Here is a 21,734-nt window from a genome sequence, read left to right on the forward strand (position 1 = left end):
GTTTTAAACATTAGTTTAAAAAGAGAGCTCCAAACAAATGAAGCTCTCTTTTATTTTAAATTAGGCTCCTAATAATAAAATTTCACTAACTGTAATTTCAGTAACATAGCGTTTTACACCGTCTTTATCTTCGTAACTTCTAGAAGATAATTTCCCTTCAACGGCTACTTCTTTTCCTGTGGTCACATACTTTTCAATAATATCAGCTTTCTTACCCCAAGCTATCAATGTATGCCAGCTTGTATTGGTTTGCTTCTCACCTTTTTTATTATTGTAATGTTCATTAGTTGCCAATGATACACGGGCTAACTTTTTTCCGTCTTCTAAAGTGGTAATACTTGGTTCTTGACCTACATTACCAATTAACTGCACTCTGTTTTTAATTGTACTCATGATTAAAGGTTTTAAAGATTAATAATTACCCCTTTGTTTTTTGATTTTTAATATGATTTAAATTTTAAGGGGTGCTTGTATACTTCTCTCTAAAAGAGAACAATATTTAAGGTGGGTTTTGTCAAGACTTTTAGCAAAAGTTCAGGAGTGTCTGCGACGTAGTAAAATCCTTGGATTTTCAAGGCTGTAGAAACCTTAAGTTTTGATAAAACTTGCATGGTCTTGACAAGTTCCATTATAGCCTTAGCCCTTCTTTTGGAATCTTAAATAACGCCTGTATACGGAAAGTTAAGCATGTGATTATTTAGGAGTTCAAATTAGAAGTGGCTTAGGCTATGCCTGGTTTTTGCTGTACCAAAAACCAATAAAGGCCTCAAATATTATCAACCCCTTAAAATGCTTGACAAAACCTTAATTTTACGAGGGAGCGTGGAAAGCCAAGAGAAGGCTTTCCCGATACAGCGGTTAAAAAAATTATGGGGTTGGCTTTCCTTATTATTAGGAATAAAAAAGGCATAGCGGTTTAGTCTAGATGTATGATTATAAATACTTTGCGAAATATAAAACGAAAGGAAGTGAAACAAAATGAAACTATATTGTTACTCCTTTTTAAGCGGACTTGATACTCGCTTTTTAGTTGGAATACAGTGTTCCTTTCCTGTCCCGATAGCTATCGGGACTGGGAAGGGTTAACGAAATGGAAAGTCAAAAGTGAGTATTATGTCCAAGATCTTTTAATGAAGCGCTTTTCCTGAAATGTAGCTTTTCGCGGAATGTAAAGGAATGTGCTGATTAGAGTGAATATATTGGTAGAATTTCTTAAAGCTGAATAAAACCTAGTTACCTTATTTAAACCTAGCCAAATATTAAGATAACATCAAAGATTCTATATGTTTTCACTACACATTAGAAGAACAGAATTAAACGATGTCAAAATTTAAAATTTAGGCTTATTAAATTTTATAGTAGTTTTCACAACTTTATTTTTCTTTTCTAATGATTAAAATTTTATCATTAGAAAATTCCATCCAAGCGAAATCATAAACAAAATAATAGGTTTTACCTTTACTATTTGTATGTAAATGTGTATGATACTTAAAGGTAAATTTCTTTTTTTCAAGAACAACTCTTTCTACTGTAGTCTGTCCTTTCCTTTTGCCTAAAACTTCTAAAAGTATACTCCGGTTTCTATGTAAAATGATATCTAATTCTTTTACATGTCTATCAGTAACTTTCCTTAAATTAACGTGATAATAATTTTTACATTTTACTGAACAAAATAATTTATCATTTCTTCCTACAAGAATCTTACTGCATATTTTACACTTATTTTTATTCATTTTTCGACGAACACCAAATTAACATGCTGGTAATTAGTTTTTTAAAATTAATCGTTTTTAACGGTTAAAATACTACTATTATAACAAACTACAATTAGACGTAGTCTTTTTCATTAATTTTAATCCTAATAAAAAAACGCAGCAACAAAAATCATATGCAACCAACTATATATCAACCATTAAAAGAAGCCAAGCGTATTAAGGTTTTTATACCATATGACCTGACTCTGATAAGAGACGCCATAAAAAAAATGGATAGCAGTTTTTGGCACCCACATCAAAAACTATGGTCAGTTATAAATACAGCTCAAAATTTTGAAGAGTTAAAAAACATTTGTGGTGAAGGGAATTATACAATAAAAAAAGACATCCGTTTTACGCCAGTACCTTCGGTTACTCTATCAGAACAAGCATTAGATGCCCTTTTCGAACTTGAAAAAGCATTGGTATTAAAACAATATAGCAATTCAAGCATTCAAGTTTACAAAAAAATGTTTAGCGTTTTCTTAGGGAAATTTATGCATCGAAACCTAAAAGACGTCACTAAAGAAGATATTGAAGGTTTTGTATATGAGCTTATTAAAAAAAGTAAAATAAGCGAAAGTTATCAAAACCAATTAATCAATGCTATCAAGGCATATTATGAACACGCCCTTAAGATGCCTAGAGAATATTATGATATTCAACGTCCCAAAAAGGCAGTTTCTATCCCCAATGTTCTAAGTAAAGAAGAGGTGTTAAACATACTCGAATCTCCAAAGAACATTAAACATAAGGCTATTTTATATACGATTTATGGCAGTGGATTACGTATTTCCGAACTTTTAAATTTACGAATTTCAGATGTCCATTCTAAAGATGGCTATTTGTTTATAAAAGATAGTAAAGGTAAAAAAGATAGAAAAACTATTTTACCTGAACAGTTATTAGTCTTATTAAGAGATTACTATAAAGCCTACAAACCTTCTTACTGGTTATTTGAAGGCCAATCAGGTTGTAAATACAGTACAGCTAGTATACGCGCAGTATTTAGGAAAGCGGTTAAAGAAACTAATTCTAACCCATGGGCAACCGTGCATACTTTACGTCATTCATTTGCTACACATTGTATTGAAAACAACATAAACATTAGGCATTTACAGAATATGTTAGGGCATAGCTCTCCAAAAACAACTGAAATTTATACGAAAACTATTGAAATTAACAATAAAACAATTAAAAGTCCTTTGGACTCATTATTTAAAAAGTAATATATTGCAAGTATAAACGATATAACTACAATTGGAGGACTATTTATTGTAGTTATACAATTGTTGCCTACAAACAAAAAATCTAACTCCATTTGAAAATTTTAGAAATTATTTAAGTCTTTTATAGTCTGAAAAATACTGCTTCTACCCTATTTAAAATCTTTGTGGATAATTGGAAATTTAATAATTCTCTAAAGCGAAACTTTTCAGGTAATTGTGAACGTTTTTAACAACTTGAAAGATTTACAATTCTATAAGCCGACAGATTTTTAGTTTAATTGAAACCATTCGAAACTTTGAAAACAAAAGATTTTATCAGCTTTATGGAAAACAAGAGTCCGATAAATCTCGTTTTTATTGAATAAAACTTCTAAGTTGAATAATTTTGAGGAAAAACTATGTCTGAAAGTTGAAACGGCTGAATTGAAAACAGTTGATTTAAAGCCCTTAGATTTAATTCAAAATTGAAACTTAAAGGATTAGTAGCAACTTGATTGATTTCTCACTCAGACGCTGTCTGTAGGCAACAATGTATAAACTCAATTTGGGGCTGATTTTCTTATAGAAAATCACTACTTTTAAACTCAGTTCAGTAATAGGTCGAAAAGTCTCGCGACATTTTCTCCCAAACTGAAGCTTATACTAAACCGTTGTAAGTAATGCGGAAATCGTGCTAAAATTGAACATTTGAACTAAAAAAGCCAACGCTCAAACAGCACATTTGGTTTTTTGCCAACACATAATCCAACGCTAAAAAAACCAAAAGAGCTGTTCTTTGCCAACGCTCGAAAAATAGTATATTGTGAAAGAAAAAACCGAACCAAAATAAATGCCAATATTTCAGAAATCCGTAATAAAAAAACACCTTAAAAATCTTGACCAAGAAAAGGTAGAAAAAGCTTTCCAAACATTCCGACTGAATTATAATTCTGCGAAAATCGAGCAAATAAAAACGCTCAAAGAAGAAGAATATCAAGATGGATTTTTACGAGAAATATTTGTTGACGTTTTAGGTTACACACTTCGTCCAGATGTAAATTTTGATTTACAAAGAGAATTTAAGAACCAAACGGACGGAAAAAAAGCAGATGGAGCAATTTTAAAAAACGAAAATGCAATTGCAGTAATTGAGTTAAAATCAACAAAAACAAAGGACTTAACAAAAATTACTCAACAAGCTTTCAATTACAAAAACAATCAACCAGAATGTAAATATGTAATTACTTCAAATTTTCAAAAAATTCGATTTTACATCGACTACTCTACCGAATTTGAAGAATTTGATTTATTTTTTCTCGACAGAGAACGATTTGAACTACTTTACTTAATTCTACATAAAGAAAGTATTTTTTCAAATCTTCCAATTAAACTCAAAAAAGAAACACAGTTTCACGAAAAAGAAATTTCAGAAGAACTTTACAAAGACTATTCTCATTTCAAAAATAAACTGTTTAATAATCTTATTGCAAATCATCCTGATGATGATAAGTTATTACTTTTCAAAAAGTCTCAAAAACTATTAGACCGTTTCTTATTTATACTTTTTGCAGAAGATAGTGGCTTATTACCACCAAATTCAATTTCAAGAATAATTAAGCGTTTTGACATCTTGAAAGAAGAAGACGCTTACAAACCGATTTACGAAATTTTTAAGCAGTATTTCGGTTATATGAATATTGGTAGAAAAGGAAAAAAGGAATCCGACAATATTCCAGCATACAATGGTGGTTTATTCTATGAAGACTTATTGCTCAACAACTTAAATATTGATGATGAAATACTAATTGACGATTTGAAAAAATTATCAACTTATGATTTTAACACAGAAGTTGATGTAAATATTCTCGGCCATATTTTTGAGCACTCGTTAAATGAAATTGAAGAAGTAACCGCAGAAATTGAAGGAACAGTTTCCGACCAAAAAAGAACAAAACGAAAAAAAGATGGTGTTTTTTACACACCAAAGTATATAACAACTTACATTGTTGCAAATACGATTGGACAACTTTGCATCGACAAAAGAAAAGAACTCGATATTGAAGAAATTGAATATGATGATTCGTTTCTAAAAAAAGACAAGACTTTAACGGTAAGAGGAAAAAAACTTTTCAAAACCTTAACCGAATATAAAAAATGGTTGACAAACCTAAAAGTTATTGACCCAGCTTGTGGAAGTGGAGCTTTTTTAAATCAGGCTCTAAATTATTTAATTGAAGAACACGAAAAAATAGACGACATAATTGCCGACTTGACAAACTCACCTTTGAGATTGTTTGATACGGATAAAAACATTTTAGAAAACAATCTTTTTGGTGTAGATATTAATGAAGAAAGTGTTGAAATTGCTCAATTATCGCTTTGGCTTCGCACAGCAAAAAAAGACCGAAAACTTTCCAAATTAAACAATAACATAAAATGTGGTAATTCACTTTTGGCATCAGAATTTGATTGGCACAAAGAATTTCCAAGCATTATGAAAAATGGTGGTTTTGATGTTGTTATTGGAAATCCACCATACATAAAAGAGGCTACAAATAAATCAGCTTTTGATGGTTTACACGAACATTCTTGTTATCAAGGTAAAATGGATTTATGGTATTTCTTTGGTGCTTTAGCTTTAGATATTATTAAAAAAGATTATGGTTTAATCGGTTACATCGCACCTAATAATTGGATTACTAATGATGGTGCTTCAAAATTCAGAGATTATATTATTGAAAAAGGTAAAATCATAGATTTTATTGACTTTAGCGATTTTAAAGTTTTTGATTCCGCTGGTATTCAAACTATGATTTACATTATGCAAAGAAGTGACAATAATGAAAATTATGGTCTTAACTTTTCCAAAGTCCTTAATAGCAAAATAAAGCACGAAGATGCTCAACTATTTTTAGAAAAAATTACGGACGAGAAATACGAGTATTTTATATCAAACATCGTAAAGAAAGAATTGATAAATCAACCAATTAATTTTATAAACGCAGAACTGAATTTAATAATTGAGAAAATAAAGGCAAAAGAAAATTTTAGTTTAGACTCTAAAGAAATTGCTTCAGGTATTGATTTATTGCAAGATTTCGTGAATAAAAAGCATAAAGAAGTAATCGAAAACGTAGAAATTGGAGATGGAATTTTTAATTTAAATCAAACTGAATATGATAGTTTGAACTTAAATCAAAAGGAAAAAGAACTTTTAAAACCATTTTATACAACAACGGAATTACAACAATACTATGGTAATCCAAAAAACAAACTCTGGATTATTTACACAGATTCAAGTTTCAAAAATGAAGAAAAAATAATTCCTTATCCAAACGTAAAAGAACATTTAGACAAGTTTTTAGACATTTTTACTTCTGTTAACAAACCTTATGGATTACATCGTTCCAGAGACGAAAAATATTTTAAAGGAGAAAAAATATTTTCGTTAAGAAAATGTTCAGTTCGTCCGAGATTTACTTACACAGATTTTGATACTTATGTCAACAGGACTTTTATGGTTATTAAAACTGACAGAATTAACCAAAAGTATCTGACAGGAATTTTAAACTCGAATTTGATAGCATTTTGGCTAAAGTATAAAGGAAAAATGCAAGGGAACAATTATCAAATTGACAAAACACCTTTAGAGAATTTACCTTTAATAAATCCGAATGTTGAAACGCAACAGAAAATTGCTGATTTAGTTAACAGCATTATTTCTAATACTCAAAAAAGTTCTGATTATCAAGAGTTGTTGGACATAGCAAAAGCGGAAAATAATTTTGACCGAGAAATACAATTAATAAACGAATTGGAGCAACTTACAGCGGAATTAGGAAAAGCAGAAAGTGAAATCAACTCGATTATCTACGAGCTTTACGAAATTGAACCGACTGAAATTGCAACGATTGAGAAAAATATAAATTAATCTAATTGCCAACGCTCGGTCAAATATCATAACAGAATACATTTTAAAGAATGATAACTAAACTAAATAACTTCACTCTTAAATCTTTTGTTGGCTATACAAATCCCAATGATTTATTTTTTCGTCCCAAAAACATTCTATTTGGTTACAATGGTAAAGGAAAAAGTTCTATTGCTATTGGCATTAAAGATGAATTTCTAAAAGACACAATCAAGAAGCCTGAGAACCTTAGACTTTTGGATAAAGATTACATTTCAAATTCATTATTACTTGAAAATTCGGAAGGTAAAATAAAAGGTGTTGAAGCAAGCTTTAGTAAAGGAGATGTTGATATAGAGAACAAGATAAAGGAATTAGAAAAGCAAATTATTAGTGAAGTTGAAATTGCCAAACTTGAAACAAATATTGCTGATTCAAGGAAAAACATTAGAGCTGAAATAGACACAATTCACGACAGAAGGAAAGGCAAAGTTGGTATATCAAAAAAATCTAGCTCTGATTCTGTTGAGAGAGTAATTGAACTTTACAAAAAGGACTTTCAAGATGCCAAAAAAATTGAAGCTGATAAAGAAAAATTGATAAAGATTATTGGCGATAATGCTATTGAGAGACAAATTGCACAATATGATAATTTAAGAACTTTAAACTTTTCAAAAATTCCAACAACTTTAATTGAACAGGTAAAAGCGATATTCACAGAAAAATTTGGAGAAGATATTTCCATCCCAGAGTTTGAGGTTGTTCAATGGATTGAATCAGGGATAAAACTTCACAAAGAAGGTGATAATTGCAAGTTCTGTGATAGCAAGTTAGATTATTCAGATGTCAAGTTGAAAATAGCCGAATACAAAGAAAACAAAAGACATAAAGCAACTGAAAAACTAAAGCATTTCAGAGAACAGCTTCAAAGCCTTTTAGATAGTATTAGAATTATTGAGAAAGAATCCAAAACATATTCTACAAATATTGGTATTGAGGTTGAGCAAAATTTTACAGAAATAGCTGAAAAGGAAGGTATTATTGACTCTCTTATAACTTCGTGCCAATTGAAGATTGATAATATCGAAATCCAAGAAAGTTTCGACTTTGTACTTCTAGCAGAAACCTCGAAAGTTATTGAAGAATCTATATTTACTCTCACTAAAACTAAAAGTGAAAAATTAGCGGAGTTAAGAAGAAAGCAAAACAATCTTACCACTTTAGTAAAAGGTGCAATTGGCTTGGAAATACTGAAATCATCCACAATAGAAGAAAAACGAAAAGAGGTTAAAGACATGGTAGTATACCTTAAAGAAAAGCGTAGCAATAACAAGAAAAAGCAACAAGAAATTCAAGATTTAAAGCACCAAAAAAGCCTTACAAAAGATTTTGCAGATTTTGTTTCTCAAATTCTTAATGACATAAATATTTCGCTAAAAGTTACTCTCGATTCAGATAATCGAAATTACATTATCAAAAGCACCAATGAAAATGCGACACTTACAATTAAAGACATTAGTGAAGGAGAAAAAAATATTTTAGCGTTGTTGTTTTTCTATTATGAACTTTTTGCTGATAACAAACAGCAAAATATTAAACCAGAAATTGAACTTATCATAGTGGACGACCCAATTTCGAGTATGGATGATTCAAACAAGTTTTACATTTTGGAACTGATGAAAAACCTTTTGGTACTTCAAAATCAACAGGTTTTCGTTATGACCCATTCTTGGGACGACTACTGTAATTTATCATATGGTAAAAAAGCTTGGGTAGATAAAAAAGATAAAGAGGATAACGAAATTAAATCAAAGTATGCAACTTTTGAAATAAATAAGAATAATGGAAAAAGTACTTTGGTTAAATCTAAAAATCTTGAAAAACCATATAATTATTTGTTTAAGGAGATATATGAATTTTCAATAAAAAGTAATGAAGATTTAAAGACAGAATGCGAAATTTATCACTATCCAAATGTAATGAGAAGAATTTTTGAAGAATGGTATGGTTTCAAAATTGGAAGGGATTTGAATTTTACAAGTAATTTTCAAAAGCAAATTGAAAATGATTTTAGGATTACAAGTAACAACCAAAAAACAAAACTCGGTTTATTAATTAAAGTTTGCAATATTCTTTCTCATTCGATAAATGGTTCAATGAATCCACAGGAAATTCATCAATCAGCAAAATATTTGATGTGGCTTATTGAAGATAAAGACAAATTACATTTTGACAAAATGAAAAATAATAATTAAAGCCAACGCTAAAAGCCATACACATTCGCAATTTGCTACAGCCAATGCTACGCCAAAAATTGCAAAAGAGTATGTCTTGCCAACGCTCACATTTGAACTAAATAAGAAACATCGGAAAACCAAGCAGAACGTGAAAAGCACTACTTACAACAACGTGTATAAAACATAGCTATTATAGGTTTTTCGAGAGGTTTTTGTATATTTACAAAGTACGCCAAATTTTTTATTTGGTTATATTTATAAAAGAAAATTAAACATAAAAATAAAAAATTCGGCTCGTGCTAAATCCGAAAAGTTAGCGTTTATTTATACGCTACGTTTCATACACAAGACCGTTACAAGCAACCAAAACAGTAACCATTACAATAATTTTGCTAGTGCAACAATACCATCTTCTAGTTGTTGTTTTGACAATGAAGCATATCCTATTCGAAATCCAATAATAGGAGCCGAAAAACTGAACTTATCAGGTGTAATAATTCCAATTCCCTGTGCTTCCAATTTCTTTGCAATTTCAAAAATATCAATTGATACTTTCGGAACAACCCAAAAAGCTAAACCTCCTTCGGGTTTTATAAAGCTTACTTTTTCGCCTAAATACTTCATTAAAAGTTTTTCAAAAAAATCTCTTTTAGCTTTATAAAGAACAATTGTTCTTTTTATATGTCTCTTTATATCTCCTTCACGAATAAGTTGATAAACTGCTTCTTCCATAATCACATCTCCTTGACCATCAATGATTTTACGCATCTCCGTTACTTTATGAATCAAATCTATACTAGTGGCAAGAAAACCAATACGCAGTGCAGGTGCAACTATTTTGCTGAACGTACCAAGGTAAACATAATTTTTTATAGCCTGTAGATTTCCAATGGGTAAAATAGGTCTAACACCAAAATGAAATTCGTGGTCATAATCATCCTCTATAATAGTAAAATCATATTGATTAGAAAGTTTAATTAGCTTTAAACGTCTTGGCAAACTAAGAGAAACAGCGGTAGGAAACTGATGGTGTGGCGTGACATAAATTGCTTTTATTGAATGTGATTTTAGCAACTGCTCTAATACGTCTACATCCATTCCGTTTTCATCTACAGGTACAGGTAAAATTTCAGCGCCAGCCGTTTTCATACTTTCCCAAATAGGTTTGTATCCAGGGTTTTCTACAGCCACCAAATCTCCTTTTTTCAATAGACAATGTGCCATAAGATAAGCCGCCATTTGGCTTCCTCTTGTTATAAAAATATGCTCTGAAGAAAATGGCAAACCTCTATTAAGATTTAACATTTGAGCTATTGACTTTCGCAAATCATTATTTCCTTTTGAGTCAGCAACCCCTAGTGTTTTCCAACGCGCCTTTCGCCCAAGTATTTTTCTATAAACTTTTGCCAACTCCTCTATAGGAGCAATTTTGGTATCGGGCAAACCATCATCAAAAGTAAATAGTCTTTTAGAAGATATTGGCTGGCTAACTGTAGCCTCCATTATTTTGTTGCATGTTGCATATTCCTTAGGAAGTTCATTAGAAACAAAATAACCTTTGCGTTCCTCCGCTGTCAACCATTCTTCTATTACCAAAAGCTCCAAGGCTTTTATAACCGTGTTACGATTTACCTTCAGTTGGGCAGCCAATGTTCTGCTGCTCGGCAACGCAAGTCCTTGAGTCAATTGCCTTGTTTTGATAGCTTCAATAATTGCTTCCGCAATCTGTAAGTAAACAGGAGTGGCATCACTAGTTTTTATATCAATATTCAATTTCCAATCGCGAATCATCTGGACTATTTGTTTTTATTAAAACTGAACCACAAAGATAATCCAATAAATCAACAATTTTGTAGAGCAATATTGCAAAACATATAAAAATTTTATTTTATGGAACCTAAAGAAAAACAGTTTAGTTCAAAAGATTTTCACGAAACTTATGCTCGACCAAAGTATGCAAAACCTTCCAAGCTTGTTCACAAAAATGTAGAAAAAGCAGGTGTACACGACCAATTTTCAACAGAAAGAAAGCACCCGGTTTTTTTTATTGACCTTCCTTCTAAAAATGTTAGTATGACTATTGGTGGTTTATTACCCAATCAAATTACCAATAGACATAGACACACTTACGAAACTGTACTTTACGTACTTGAAGGAGAAGGATGGACAGAGATTCAGGACGAAAAAATAGAATGGAAAGCAGGCGATGCTGTTTATATTCCATCTTGGGCATGGCATAGACACGGTAATATTAACAATAAGAATAGTGCAAAATACCTTGCTTGTGAAAATGCTCCACAACTGCAAAACTTAGGGGTTGCGCTTAGAGAAGAAGAAGGTAGAGATTTATAAATCTGAAAAATATAAACTAATTAAATTATAAAAATGAAAAACGTACCTTTAAAAGGCATTATCGCCTATCCAATCACCCCTTTTGATAAAGACGAAAAGGTGGATGTTAAATTATACAAAAAACTTGTAGAAAGATTAGTAAAAAATGGCTCACATGGAATTGCTCCACTCGGTAGTACGGGTGTCTTGCCATACCTTACTGATGAGGAAAAAGAAGTCATAACAGAAGCGACTATGCAACAAGTTAATGGTAGGCTTCCTGTAATGGTTGGAGTATCTAACCTAACTACTGAGCGAACTATCTATCACGCAAAATTTGCAGAAAAAGCAGGGGCTAATGCTGTTATGATTATTCCTATGAGTTATTGGAAACTTACAGATGATGAAATTGTACAGCATTATGATAAAGTTGCAAATAATATTTCCGTACCTATAATGGCTTATAATAATCCTGCAACTGGGGGAGTTGATATGTCCCCAAAACTACTTAAAAGATTGCTTGAAATACCAAATGTCACAATGATTAAGGAAAGCTCAGGCGATGTACAACGAATGCAGTTTTTGAGAAAAGAACTAGGTGAAGAAGTAGCCTTTTTTAATGGCTCTAACCCACTTGCATTGGCTGCTTTTGCCGCAGGAGCAAGAGGCTGGTGTACCGCTGCTCCAAATCTTATTCCGAAATTAAATCTTGAACTTTACAATGCAATTCAAAATAATAATTTGGCGGAAGCACAAGAAAAATTCTATAAACAATTAGAACTCTTACAGTTTATTGTGAGCAAAGGTTTACCAAGGTCTATTAAAGCAGGGTTAAGCATTTTAAATGAAGATGGCGGATTTTTAAGAAGTCCTCTCAAAGAAATGAATAATTCAGAAATAGAAAAATTAAAAGACATTCTTTCTAAAGTTTAAACAATTCTGTTTATGAATGATAAATTTCGCCCTAAATTAAAGAAAAAGGCAGCTTGTAACAATGTATAAAAGCAATAGCGGTTCAAGTGCAAACTTGAGCCGTTTTCGCATTTAATTAAGTATATTGCTTATCGAAAGTAAGTACAATTTAATCCGCTACTGCTCTTATACAAACCGTTGTACACCATTTGAGAAAAACTAGAATACATACAACTAAAAAATTAGAAAAGTTAGTCAAGAAACTTATAACGACTGACCAAAATACTGATTGCGGAATTCTTGGAAAATGGAATGCAACGGTGTTTTATGTTGACAGAAAAAAATGTTGGCTAATTACAAACGGATTGACTAAATACAATGTAATTCTGACTAATATAAAAACATCTGATTTGAACAAAATTGAACAAATTTTTAAGGATGCACTTTTCGGACAACTAATTTATGACGGAATAATAACCGATTTTGGAAATGTGGACTCAATTATTGGCGGACTGGATTTTTTGCCGACTGATAATGACCGTAGCGTAACTGGATTTCAAAATCATAATCTGGAATCTCTTGACTGGTGGAAATATGAATTTGGAAGTTTAGAAAATATGCCAATGAAAGATTTGACAAACCGACTGAATACAAGTCCCATTCATATAGGGAAAGGAAGGAAAATGTCGGATTATACAAATTCGATTGACGAAATGAAAAAAGTATTAAACGAATAAAAAACGGTGTACAACACGGTATATAAAAAATTGCTGGTTTTAGCTAAACCAATGTTAGTTGCTCGTTTGCTAGCTTCTGATTTTCCTTCGGAAAATCCTCGCGCACAAACACGCAACTTTCCATATACATCAACGTTGTCTTTAATGCAAAAAAAATCGTGAAGCGATAAAATTCGGCTGAATGAAATACAGAATGAATAAACGGACTGAAAATATTACGAATACAAAATGATAATACGACCGAATAAAATTCTGATGATAAAAAAGAACTTTATCGAATTCTCATTTGACGATGATATTGAAAATGATGAAGAAACTATTCCAGATTTCAAAAAATTCCAAACACTAAATTCAGCGGAGCAATATTATCTTTCGGACAACTATAATTGGGATGACGGAACAATCGTTTTGGATTGGATAATTGATAGTCCAAAATGCGACAAAGGAACCGCGTGTCTGATTTTTTGGCGAGCGGAACCTGATTATTATTACGATTATACCGCAGAAAATATTGAAGAATATCAAGCGGATGTTTGGCATCTGCTTCAAAAAATTGTTGAGAGATTTAAGAAAAATGATTTTAAATCAAGTAAATTCGAGTTTATTCCAACCAACGAAGGTTATCAAACTGATTGGCCAATTGAATTGGATATTTGGCAATTCCCAACTGAATTGAATGAAGGAATTAAAGGGAAAAAACCGTTCTCATTTGGATTGTGAAAAACAACAAGATGTGCGGAAAGCACTAAAGACAACAACGTATATAGCTCATAGCTGGGCAGTTGCTTAACCCAAAGTTTCGGCATATTTGGAAAGTCGCCAAATTTTTAAATTTGACGATTTCCAGTAAAAAAGATAAATAGTAAAATTTAAAAATCTGGCTTGTGCTCAATCCGAAAATAATTTTATAATTTGCACGCTACGAGCCATATACAACAACGTTGGCGGTAATTTGATGAAAACCATTCAGGAACATAGAAAAGTAGTTGAAAAAATATCTGATTTTGCATTTGCTAACGCTGTCAATTCTGTCGGAATAGATAACCTTACCGAAAAGTTAGTTGGAAATTGGGGAAAAGACGAACAACTGAATTTTATTGTTAAAGTTCACGATGGATTTAAAAAGGCTCAAAATTTATTGATTGAAGAAATTCAATACTATCAATCATTATTACGTGAGGAAAAAATCCAACTCAAACATTGGAGGAAAGAAAAAGACAAATCCAAAGAGAACGACTCTAAACTAACAATAAAAATTATAACTCAAAGATTACATACATACTCACATATTGCTGATGGAATTGCTTGGCAAGTAATAGGTGGTCAATTGCATATAGCGAGAAGATTTCATATTGAAGAGGAATCAACAAAATTTTTAGATTCCTCAAATGTAGAACACGCTATTTCGGTTGTCAATGACATTAATAAAAACCCTTTAGAATTTGCATTAATATCTGATTTAACAAGTTTTGTTCAAATAGGAGATGTACTTGTAAAACATAAGGAAGGTGTAAAGATTATCGAGCTAAAACAAGGAAAAGTAAATGATAAAGTTTCCGAATTTATAAATCAACTTGAAAAAGATAAAATTCCAATAACTGACAAAGTTTTAGAAGATAAATTCGATGATAAAACTTTCAAGCAGGCAAAAAGAATGCAACGACAGAAAGAGCGTGCTAAAAAAGCCTCTGAAATTATGAATCACGATAAAGGAATCGACCCAGTTTCTGGACACGAGATAACAGTTTCCACACCAAATATTCCGACTTTAGGATACGACCAAGAATTTAATAAATTAAGAGAAATATTAGATAAAAAAACTTGGGCATATACAGTTGTAGAAGGATGTTTACATATAGGAATGTATCGAGATGAAGGAATCAAAATGGCTGGATTTGCCGTTGAGCAAATATTAAAACAAGAAACGAAAAATTATATTATAGCTGATTGGTTATCAATAACTGCAAGTTTATCTCAACCAATATTTGCAAAACCATTTGAACCAAATTTTATTACAGATATTCTAACAGGGAAAATAAAAATCATAATTGGACTTAATTTAGATATTATGATTGAACTTTTTAATGACTACGGATTAAAAACGAAATGGATGACTACAAAGGAAACAGCAAAAGCGAAACAAGTTGTGCCAAGGAAAGGAATGTTCGTTTTAAATAATCGTGGAATATCAATGGAAGGGAATAATAAAAACGAGGAAAGTTGGATTTTATACGGAGGTATTATATCTAAAATAATTTATGACAATATCTTACCAAGTAATATAGTTCAAACTTTATTAACGAGATAAATTAGGAATAAAAACTACCGCCAACACCGTGTATAATTAATTGCTAGGTTCTTGCCTACTTGCGAAAATTCCTGCGGAATTTTCACGGGTTCGTAAATGTTTATTAACTTAGTTGCTTAACCACGCAACTAACCATACACAATCACGTTGTGCAACATTTGACCAAAACCAAACAAAATGACTAAATACGAAAAATACAAATTGATAATACTTATTATTTTTGGCTTCTTTTTGCTACTAATATTATATAACTATTCTTTAAATGGTAAATATACAGCGCCAGAACTTCGACCTGGTACGATTTTGAATACTAGAACTGGAGAAACGAACAGATAGAAGCAAATATTATGAAAAATATTATTTTACCATTTTTGTTAACAGCAATCTTTTGTTCTTGTGAAAATTCATCTTCTAATGAAAGAGAAAAACAAAACTCACTAACAAAACAAGAAAAATCTGAAATAGAATTAAATTATGAAATTGCAGATAAGTATTTAAGGTATGATGCTGAAAAAGTCGCATTAGTATCAATAATAAAAAATATTCCGCAAGAAAAAACTAATTCAATTTTAAGAGATTATTTGGCAAAAAGCTATGGTTTGTCAGCACAAAAATGGGAAGAACCTAATAATATTATTAAAATAGTAGATTCAATAGCAATAAAAAATAGATTATCAAAAAAACAAACTGCTTCAATTATTTTCAGCTATTTATATGAGATGATTACAAAAGACGAAATTATTGATGACTACAAGGAAGAAATGGAAGATTCTCAAAGCGAAATGGAACAATATTAGGATGAATATCACATTACTATTTATTAAAATCATATTAGCTGTTCTATTTATTTGTTGTTTGCTGGATTGGGATTATGAATATTACCAATTGGTTAGGTTTTTAGGAATGGTCGGTTTCGGACTTTTAGCCTATAACGATTATGAAACAAATAAAACTTGGTTTATAATCTGGTTTTCATCAGCTATTTTAATCAATCCGATTTTCAAAATTGCTCTTGGGCGAGAATTATGGAATATGATTGATATTATATGGGCCATTTTACTTGTCGTCTCCGTATTTAAAACACAAAAACTAAAAAACTGAATTGAAAACAAAAAACGTTGCACAACACCGTGTATAATTAATGGCTAGTTTTAGCTTGCTTACGAAAATCCTCGCGGATTTTAGAGTGAACCCAAAAGGTTAGACAGATATATAATTAATTTTGATAATAATGAGCTCGATATTCAGTCGGGCTCATACCTTTTAAATTTAGTTTAATTCTTTCATTATTATAATACTTTATATACTCTTTTATATCATTCTTCAAATGGGTAGTTGATTTATAATTATTTAGATAAAATAATTCAGATTTTAGAATACCAAAGAAGTTTTCTATTACCGCATTGTCTAAACAATTACCTTTTCGAGACATGCTTTGGGTAATTCCTTTTTCTTTTAATAGTCTTTGATACTGTTTCATTTGATATTGCCATCCTTGATCTGAATGTAAGATTAAGTTGGTTTGATTAGGGATTTTTTTAAATGACTTTTTCAACATCGTAACGACTTGTTTGAAATTAGGTTTTTCAGATAACTCATAACTTATAATTTCACCATTAAATAAATCTATTATTGGTGATAGATATAGTTTGTTCCCAAAGACTTTAAATTCTGTAATGTCAGTAGCCCATTTTTTATTTGGTTTTACCGACTTAAAATTTCGTTGTAAAATATTGGGAGCTGTTTCACCTATTTGTCCTTTATAAGACTGATATCTTTTAATCCTTATCAAACTTTTCAAACCTAATTCATTCATTAATTTTGATATCGTTTTGTGATTAATTATAAAACCTCTTTTATTGATTTCTAAAGTGATCCTTCGATAACCATACCTACCTTTATGATGATGATATATCTGAATAATCAATTTTTTTATTTCTTTGTATTTATCAATTAAAATACTTCTTTTTTGATGATAATAATAACTACTCTTTGCCATGTCTGTATGATGTAGTAATACATTTAAATCATACTTATGCCTTAATTCTGTAATGGCTTGTGCTTTTTGGTTTGCTCTTGTTGAATTAAGACCTCTAACTTTTTTAGCAAGTCCAGTTCTGCTCGTAAAGATTCATTTTCTAATAAAAGTTCTTCTTCCCGAGTTAAAGGTTTATTAGACTTCTTTTTTGCTCTTTTAAATTGCATAGATTTAGGTTTACCTCTTGGTTTATGGTTTAAGCCTATAACACCTTCTTTTTTATAATTACGATGCCAATTCATAACTACCGATTTAGTAGGGATATTAAATCTTATACAGGCTTGACTGAAAGATAATAAATCTTTGTCAATGGCTTCTATAACTTTAAGTTTGAATGGTAAACTATAGACTTTGTTTTTTCTAGGCAATAAGCCCTTTTTTCCATATTTTTCATAAAACCGAATCCAATCATGAAGCGTTGTATGGTGACAACCATATAATTTTGAAACAGCATCTACTGTTTTGTGATTTTTTAAAACTTCCTTAACGCAACGAAGTTTAAAATCGTAATCGTACTTGACTTTTCTTCCCATAAAAATACCCTCAAATAGTGTCTAACTTTTTGGGGGCAGTTCATTTTCTATCTGGTGTTTATTTGCTAAATTAGGTGCTTAAACACGCCACTAATCATACACAAACACGTTGTAACCAATGCGAGAAACTGAACGAATGAAAAGAATAATCCTTTTAATAATTTTGCCTTTTACAATCAATGCAATTGCTCAAGATGGTTCTGATATTAAATATGTAAGTGTATCTGACCTTGACAATTCTTATGTTGGAAAAATGGCTCATTTGGATTTTTATAAGCGCTCATTTGGTGGATTAAAGTTTGATAACAAAGATTTGACTGATAAAGTCACAATCGAACTCGATAATAAAAAAATAGAATTTTTGGAACACAGAGTTGACAATGGACACAATAATTGGTTTTCGGAACAATACTTGGAATCGACTGAATTTATTGACGGTAATAAAATCCAAATTTCGATGTGTAAAATTGAGGAAATTAAATCGGACTCGATTAAAGTCATTTTATTTCTTGAATACCGAGATAAAAACGGAAAGTTAAACTCTGAAAAACCGAACACAATAGAATATGAGTTTCCGAAAAAAATATTGGCTGAAGTATTAGTTCGGAATTAAAAAAGCACTGGTTACAACACCGTTTATAATTAATTGCTTTGGCAAGTGCTTATCCGGAAAATTCCTTCGGAATTTTCTCTGGAAAGTATTTGTTTACTAAATTAGTTGCTTAACCACGCAACTAATCATACACCAAACGTTGTGTGTAATATAGACCAAGATTTAACCAATAAATAAATTTAGAATTTAATAAACTAATAAATAATATTATGAAAAAAATAATTTATCTACTCCTCGTAATAACAACTGCTGGTTATTCTCAAATTCTTGAACCTGTGAAATGGACTACCGAAACAAAGAAAGTATCGGATTCCGAATACGAATTAATAATTAACGCTACCATCGAACCAAATTATCATTTATATTCTCAAAAAATCCCTGACGAAGGACCACGTCCGACAACTTTTATTTTCGATAAAAACAGCAATTATGAATTGATTGGAAATACAACAGAGGGAAAAGGACATACCGTTTACGACCCGATATTTAAAATGAATATTAAATATTTTGACACAAAAGTTACTTTTAAACAGAGAGTTAAAGTAAAAAATAAAAACAAATTCAAAATAATAGGAGAAATAGAATATATGACTTGTAATGATTCAAATTGTGTTCTTGGTTATGGAGATATTGAATTTAAAATTTAAATATAACGGAAATCAGGAATTAAATACTACACACAACACTGTATAAAAAAAATAGGGCAAGTAAGTGCTAAACCCAATGTTTCAGGCATATTTACGAAGTCGCCAAATCTTTTGATTTGGCTTTTAAAACAAAATACAAAAGATTTGGCTTGTTGATAATCCGAAAGTTAATTACTTATTTAGAGCCCTACTTCTTTTATACTAAACGTTACCAAACATATAAATTCAGTACGCTTTACTCTACTGACAACTGAAATCTCTTTATTTTTTTCCGACCTTTTTTAGCTTGTTTGCGGAAAATTATTTGGAAAGTGAAATTATGGAAATTAGAAAGTTTTTATTTTCTTTTTTTTCCACCTTTATAACTCGTAGAAGGTTTTAACCAAGTTGGTTTTTTATCCTCCTCTACATAATCAATTTGTTTTATTGATGGAATCCTAAATGAAAAACAAGCTTCACCATTTACATTTGTGAAAGCAAAATCACCTAGTGAAATTATATCCATACCGATAAGAATTTCTGTGTTTCCAGATAAAACAGCTTCTATAACTCTAACACCTTGAACTCTAATTCCATTAGGTAAATATATATTAACTAAATAGGTAGGTACTTGAGATGAACCACCTGCGTGATTAGATGTTACTAAACCTGTTGGTTTCAACCCTAACTCTGTGGCAACTTTAGAAGTTATTACAGTTCCTGTAGCTCCAGTATCCCAAATTGCTTCATATTGGTTTACAGTAATATTTACAGATGGATTTGACAATAAAATTGCATCAGAAACCCCACATTGAGTTTTTAATTGGTTTATTCGACCATTTGCTTTTAAAGTAAACGCTTGAGATTTAGGCATTCAGAACAACTCTTGAGTGATAAGTTTCAGTGTAAGCGTTGTTTCCTGGAGTACATTTTTGAATTAAAAAAGTACCAACTTCGTGTGATTTTCTAGTTTCAGACAAAGCTTCAATTTCAGAAGAATAATCACCTAAAATTTTATCGCCTTTAATAACGATATAACGACCATTGAATTTTTTTAATAATTCATCTTGGTTGTTTAGATAATATTTAAATTCTTTTTCTAACATAACGATAGTTATTTATGTATCTAATGTACAAAAACGTGTGCAAAGATACAAATTTATTTAATACATTATGCTATACAATTAGTATACCAATTTTTGCTTCCGACTGTCAGCAATTTGCCTTCCCTCAAAAAAAATAAAGTTTTCAGTATGTCAATGAACGTCTGAACTGATATAAAATACGTTTGGTAACACCGTATATACTTTATAGCTAGTTCCTTTTACTTCCGAAAATTCTACCGAATTTTCTACGTCAGTTTTTATTTACTATCTTTCGGCTTGTACACGCTACAAAGCATATACATCAACGTTAGCAGCAAGGTAAAAAAACAACCACCAGAACAATGAGTGATAAAACAAAACAAAATCCACTTCTAGCCGTTCAGCGAGAAAAGGCAGGTTCTGAAACGTTTGAAAAATATTCTTATCAATATCACTGGGCTTTATATCGGATTTTAAACGACCACATTAAATCTAATGAATATGCTGTTTTCGTAGAACTTCACGAAGATGTAGTCGTAAGTGACTCATTGGATGCTTCAAAAGCTAAATTTGAGTTTAATCAAGTTAAAACTACAAAAGGACGTTTTACAGCACACAAACTGGTTCATCAAAAAAAGAACAAAAAATGTGTGTTGGGTAAACTTATAAGTAGTGGTTTTGAAAAACCATTTAAGGATAGAATAACAGAATTAAACTTAGTTGCTCTTAATAACTTTAAACTTACTCTCAAGGATGAAGGTTTAAGTCTAAATAAAATAACATTAGATGACTTATCAGATATACAATTTAAGGAACTAGAGGATGCTATAAAAAAAGAGATGGGTATTTCACCATTACCACCTAATATTCAATTTATCGTACCTGAGCTATCTGAAAAGAATTTTCAAAATGATGTAATTGCCTCAATTGCAAAGTTAGCATCTAATTTATTCCCTAGTTCTCATTGTAGTCCAGTCGAGATATATCGATTACTAATCGATGAGATTAATCGAAAAGGAAAAGTTACTTATGATTTCACAAAATGGAATGATTTATTAAATAACAAAGCTCTCACATCTATAACTGTTACCGAAGTTATTAATTCATTTACTAAGATAAAAGACGAAACAAAAGTTGAAATTGAGTTTCGTACGATATGTTCAGAAATAGAATTAAATTCTATTAATTCGAAAGTGCTAAAACGCTCATTCGATAGATATAGAACTAAAAGAATTAGTAATAGTAGCACTCTTCAAATGGACACTACTAATTTCATAGTTGATGAAATTCAAATTAATCTCAATATAGGAGTTGATGTTCTTGAGAAATTAATCGAAAATGTGAAAAATAAAATCCCGAAAAATATTATCAGACAATTTAATAACGATTTAGAGATTAAAAGTGCGATAATTTGTGAATATATAATGATGTCATAATGAGTA

General features: G+C 30.7%; 20 protein-coding genes. 13 read left to right on the plus strand and 7 right to left on the minus strand.

Annotated features, from left to right (window positions below):
- Nucleotides 1–60: 60 nt before the first annotated feature.
- On the minus strand, nt 61–393 hold the full coding sequence (locus Q4566_RS16100; protein ID WP_303423425.1) for a single-stranded DNA-binding protein: 333 nt from the start codon (nt 391–393) through the stop codon (nt 61–63).
- A gap of 980 nt (nt 394–1,373) precedes the next feature.
- Nucleotides 1,374–1,733, minus strand: a complete 360-nt coding sequence (locus Q4566_RS16105; RefSeq protein WP_303423428.1) for a hypothetical protein — start codon at nt 1,731–1,733, stop codon at nt 1,374–1,376.
- A 155-nt stretch (nt 1,734–1,888) separates the two neighbouring features.
- Between Q4566_RS16105 and Q4566_RS16110 the strand changes: the two genes are divergently transcribed.
- The 3 genes from Q4566_RS16110 to Q4566_RS16120 all read left to right on the plus strand — a co-directional run bounded on the left by Q4566_RS16110 (nt 1,889) and on the right by Q4566_RS16120 (nt 9,127).
- On the plus strand, nt 1,889–2,983 hold the full coding sequence (locus tag Q4566_RS16110) for a tyrosine-type recombinase/integrase (protein WP_303423430.1): 1,095 nt from the start codon (nt 1,889–1,891) through the stop codon (nt 2,981–2,983).
- A gap of 829 nt (nt 2,984–3,812) precedes the next feature.
- Nucleotides 3,813–6,893 (plus strand): Eco57I restriction-modification methylase domain-containing protein, encoded by a 3,081-nt coding sequence (locus tag Q4566_RS16115; RefSeq protein ID WP_303423432.1) that lies wholly within the window; start codon nt 3,813–3,815, stop codon nt 6,891–6,893.
- Nucleotides 6,894–6,943: 50 nt separating this feature from the next.
- Entirely contained in the window at nt 6,944–9,127 is a 2,184-nt protein-coding gene (locus Q4566_RS16120) for an AAA family ATPase (protein WP_303423435.1), read from the plus strand.
- A gap of 360 nt (nt 9,128–9,487) precedes the next feature.
- Here Q4566_RS16120 and Q4566_RS16125 read toward each other — a convergent pair whose 3' ends face one another.
- The gene (locus tag Q4566_RS16125; RefSeq protein WP_303423437.1) at nt 9,488–10,900 is read right to left on the minus strand and encodes a PLP-dependent aminotransferase family protein; all 1,413 of its coding nucleotides are present in this window, start codon (nt 10,898–10,900) and stop codon (nt 9,488–9,490) included.
- Between the two features lie 99 nt (nt 10,901–10,999).
- On the opposite strand from Q4566_RS16125, the gene Q4566_RS16130 reads away from it, so the two are divergent.
- The 7 genes from Q4566_RS16130 (at nt 11,000) to Q4566_RS16160 (ending at nt 16,498) form a co-directional block, all read left to right on the plus strand.
- Nucleotides 11,000–11,461 carry a cupin domain-containing protein gene (locus tag Q4566_RS16130; RefSeq protein WP_303423440.1) on the plus strand — a complete coding sequence of 154 codons (462 nt, stop codon included), beginning with the start codon at nt 11,000–11,002 and terminating at the stop codon, nt 11,459–11,461.
- Nucleotides 11,462–11,494: 33 nt separating this feature from the next.
- Nucleotides 11,495–12,373, plus strand: a complete 879-nt coding sequence (locus Q4566_RS16135; RefSeq protein ID WP_303423442.1) for a dihydrodipicolinate synthase family protein — start codon at nt 11,495–11,497, stop codon at nt 12,371–12,373.
- Nucleotides 12,374–12,561: 188 nt separating this feature from the next.
- Nucleotides 12,562–13,089 (plus strand): DUF6933 domain-containing protein, encoded by a 528-nt coding sequence (locus Q4566_RS16140; RefSeq protein WP_303423444.1) that lies wholly within the window; start codon nt 12,562–12,564, stop codon nt 13,087–13,089.
- Nucleotides 13,090–13,344: 255 nt separating this feature from the next.
- Entirely contained in the window at nt 13,345–13,809 is a 465-nt protein-coding gene (locus Q4566_RS16145; protein ID WP_303423446.1) for a DUF4274 domain-containing protein, read from the plus strand.
- Nucleotides 13,810–14,044: 235 nt separating this feature from the next.
- On the plus strand, nt 14,045–15,397 hold the full coding sequence (locus Q4566_RS16150) for a hypothetical protein (RefSeq protein WP_303423448.1): 1,353 nt from the start codon (nt 14,045–14,047) through the stop codon (nt 15,395–15,397).
- Nucleotides 15,398–15,744: 347 nt separating this feature from the next.
- The gene (locus Q4566_RS16155) at nt 15,745–16,194 is read left to right on the plus strand and encodes a hypothetical protein (protein WP_303423450.1); all 450 of its coding nucleotides are present in this window, start codon (nt 15,745–15,747) and stop codon (nt 16,192–16,194) included.
- 1 nt (nt 16,195) lies between these two features.
- Nucleotides 16,196–16,498 carry a DUF6804 family protein gene (locus tag Q4566_RS16160; protein WP_303423452.1) on the plus strand — a complete coding sequence of 101 codons (303 nt, stop codon included), beginning with the start codon at nt 16,196–16,198 and terminating at the stop codon, nt 16,496–16,498.
- Between the two features lie 115 nt (nt 16,499–16,613).
- Here the strand turns inward: Q4566_RS16160 and Q4566_RS16165 are convergent, their stop codons facing one another.
- Both Q4566_RS16165 and Q4566_RS16170 read right to left on the minus strand, forming a co-directional pair.
- Nucleotides 16,614–17,528, minus strand: a complete 915-nt coding sequence (locus Q4566_RS16165) for an IS3 family transposase (protein ID WP_368506608.1) — start codon at nt 17,526–17,528, stop codon at nt 16,614–16,616.
- Nucleotides 17,438–17,968: a transposase gene (locus Q4566_RS16170; RefSeq protein ID WP_303423454.1), complete on the minus strand. Its 531-nt coding sequence runs from the start codon at nt 17,966–17,968 to the stop codon at nt 17,438–17,440. Before Q4566_RS16170 ends, Q4566_RS16165 begins: the two co-directional genes overlap by 91 nt.
- A gap of 136 nt (nt 17,969–18,104) precedes the next feature.
- Between Q4566_RS16170 and Q4566_RS16175 the strand changes: the two genes are divergently transcribed.
- Together Q4566_RS16175 and Q4566_RS16180 are read left to right on the plus strand one after the other, a co-directional pair.
- Nucleotides 18,105–18,581 carry a hypothetical protein gene (locus tag Q4566_RS16175; RefSeq protein ID WP_303423456.1) on the plus strand — a complete coding sequence of 159 codons (477 nt, stop codon included), beginning with the start codon at nt 18,105–18,107 and terminating at the stop codon, nt 18,579–18,581.
- A 209-nt stretch (nt 18,582–18,790) separates the two neighbouring features.
- Entirely contained in the window at nt 18,791–19,228 is a 438-nt protein-coding gene (locus tag Q4566_RS16180; protein WP_303423458.1) for a protein-disulfide reductase DsbD domain-containing protein, read from the plus strand.
- Between the two features lie 337 nt (nt 19,229–19,565).
- On the opposite strand, the gene Q4566_RS16185 is transcribed toward Q4566_RS16180, so the two are convergent.
- Both Q4566_RS16185 and Q4566_RS16190 read right to left on the minus strand, forming a co-directional pair.
- Nucleotides 19,566–20,081: a retropepsin-like aspartic protease gene (locus Q4566_RS16185; protein ID WP_303423460.1), complete on the minus strand. Its 516-nt coding sequence runs from the start codon at nt 20,079–20,081 to the stop codon at nt 19,566–19,568.
- Nucleotides 20,074–20,313: a hypothetical protein gene (locus Q4566_RS16190; RefSeq protein WP_303423462.1), complete on the minus strand. Its 240-nt coding sequence runs from the start codon at nt 20,311–20,313 to the stop codon at nt 20,074–20,076. Before Q4566_RS16190 ends, Q4566_RS16185 begins: the two co-directional genes overlap by 8 nt.
- 341 nt (nt 20,314–20,654) lie before the next feature.
- Between Q4566_RS16190 and Q4566_RS16195 the strand changes: the two genes are divergently transcribed.
- Nucleotides 20,655–21,728 (plus strand): DUF4297 domain-containing protein, encoded by a 1,074-nt coding sequence (locus Q4566_RS16195; protein ID WP_303423464.1) that lies wholly within the window; start codon nt 20,655–20,657, stop codon nt 21,726–21,728.
- Nucleotides 21,729–21,734: the final 6 nt, after the last annotated feature.

The sequence above is a fragment of the Tamlana sp. 2_MG-2023 genome (assembly GCF_030548465.1).
GTDB lineage: Bacteria > Bacteroidota > Bacteroidia > Flavobacteriales > Flavobacteriaceae > Pseudotamlana.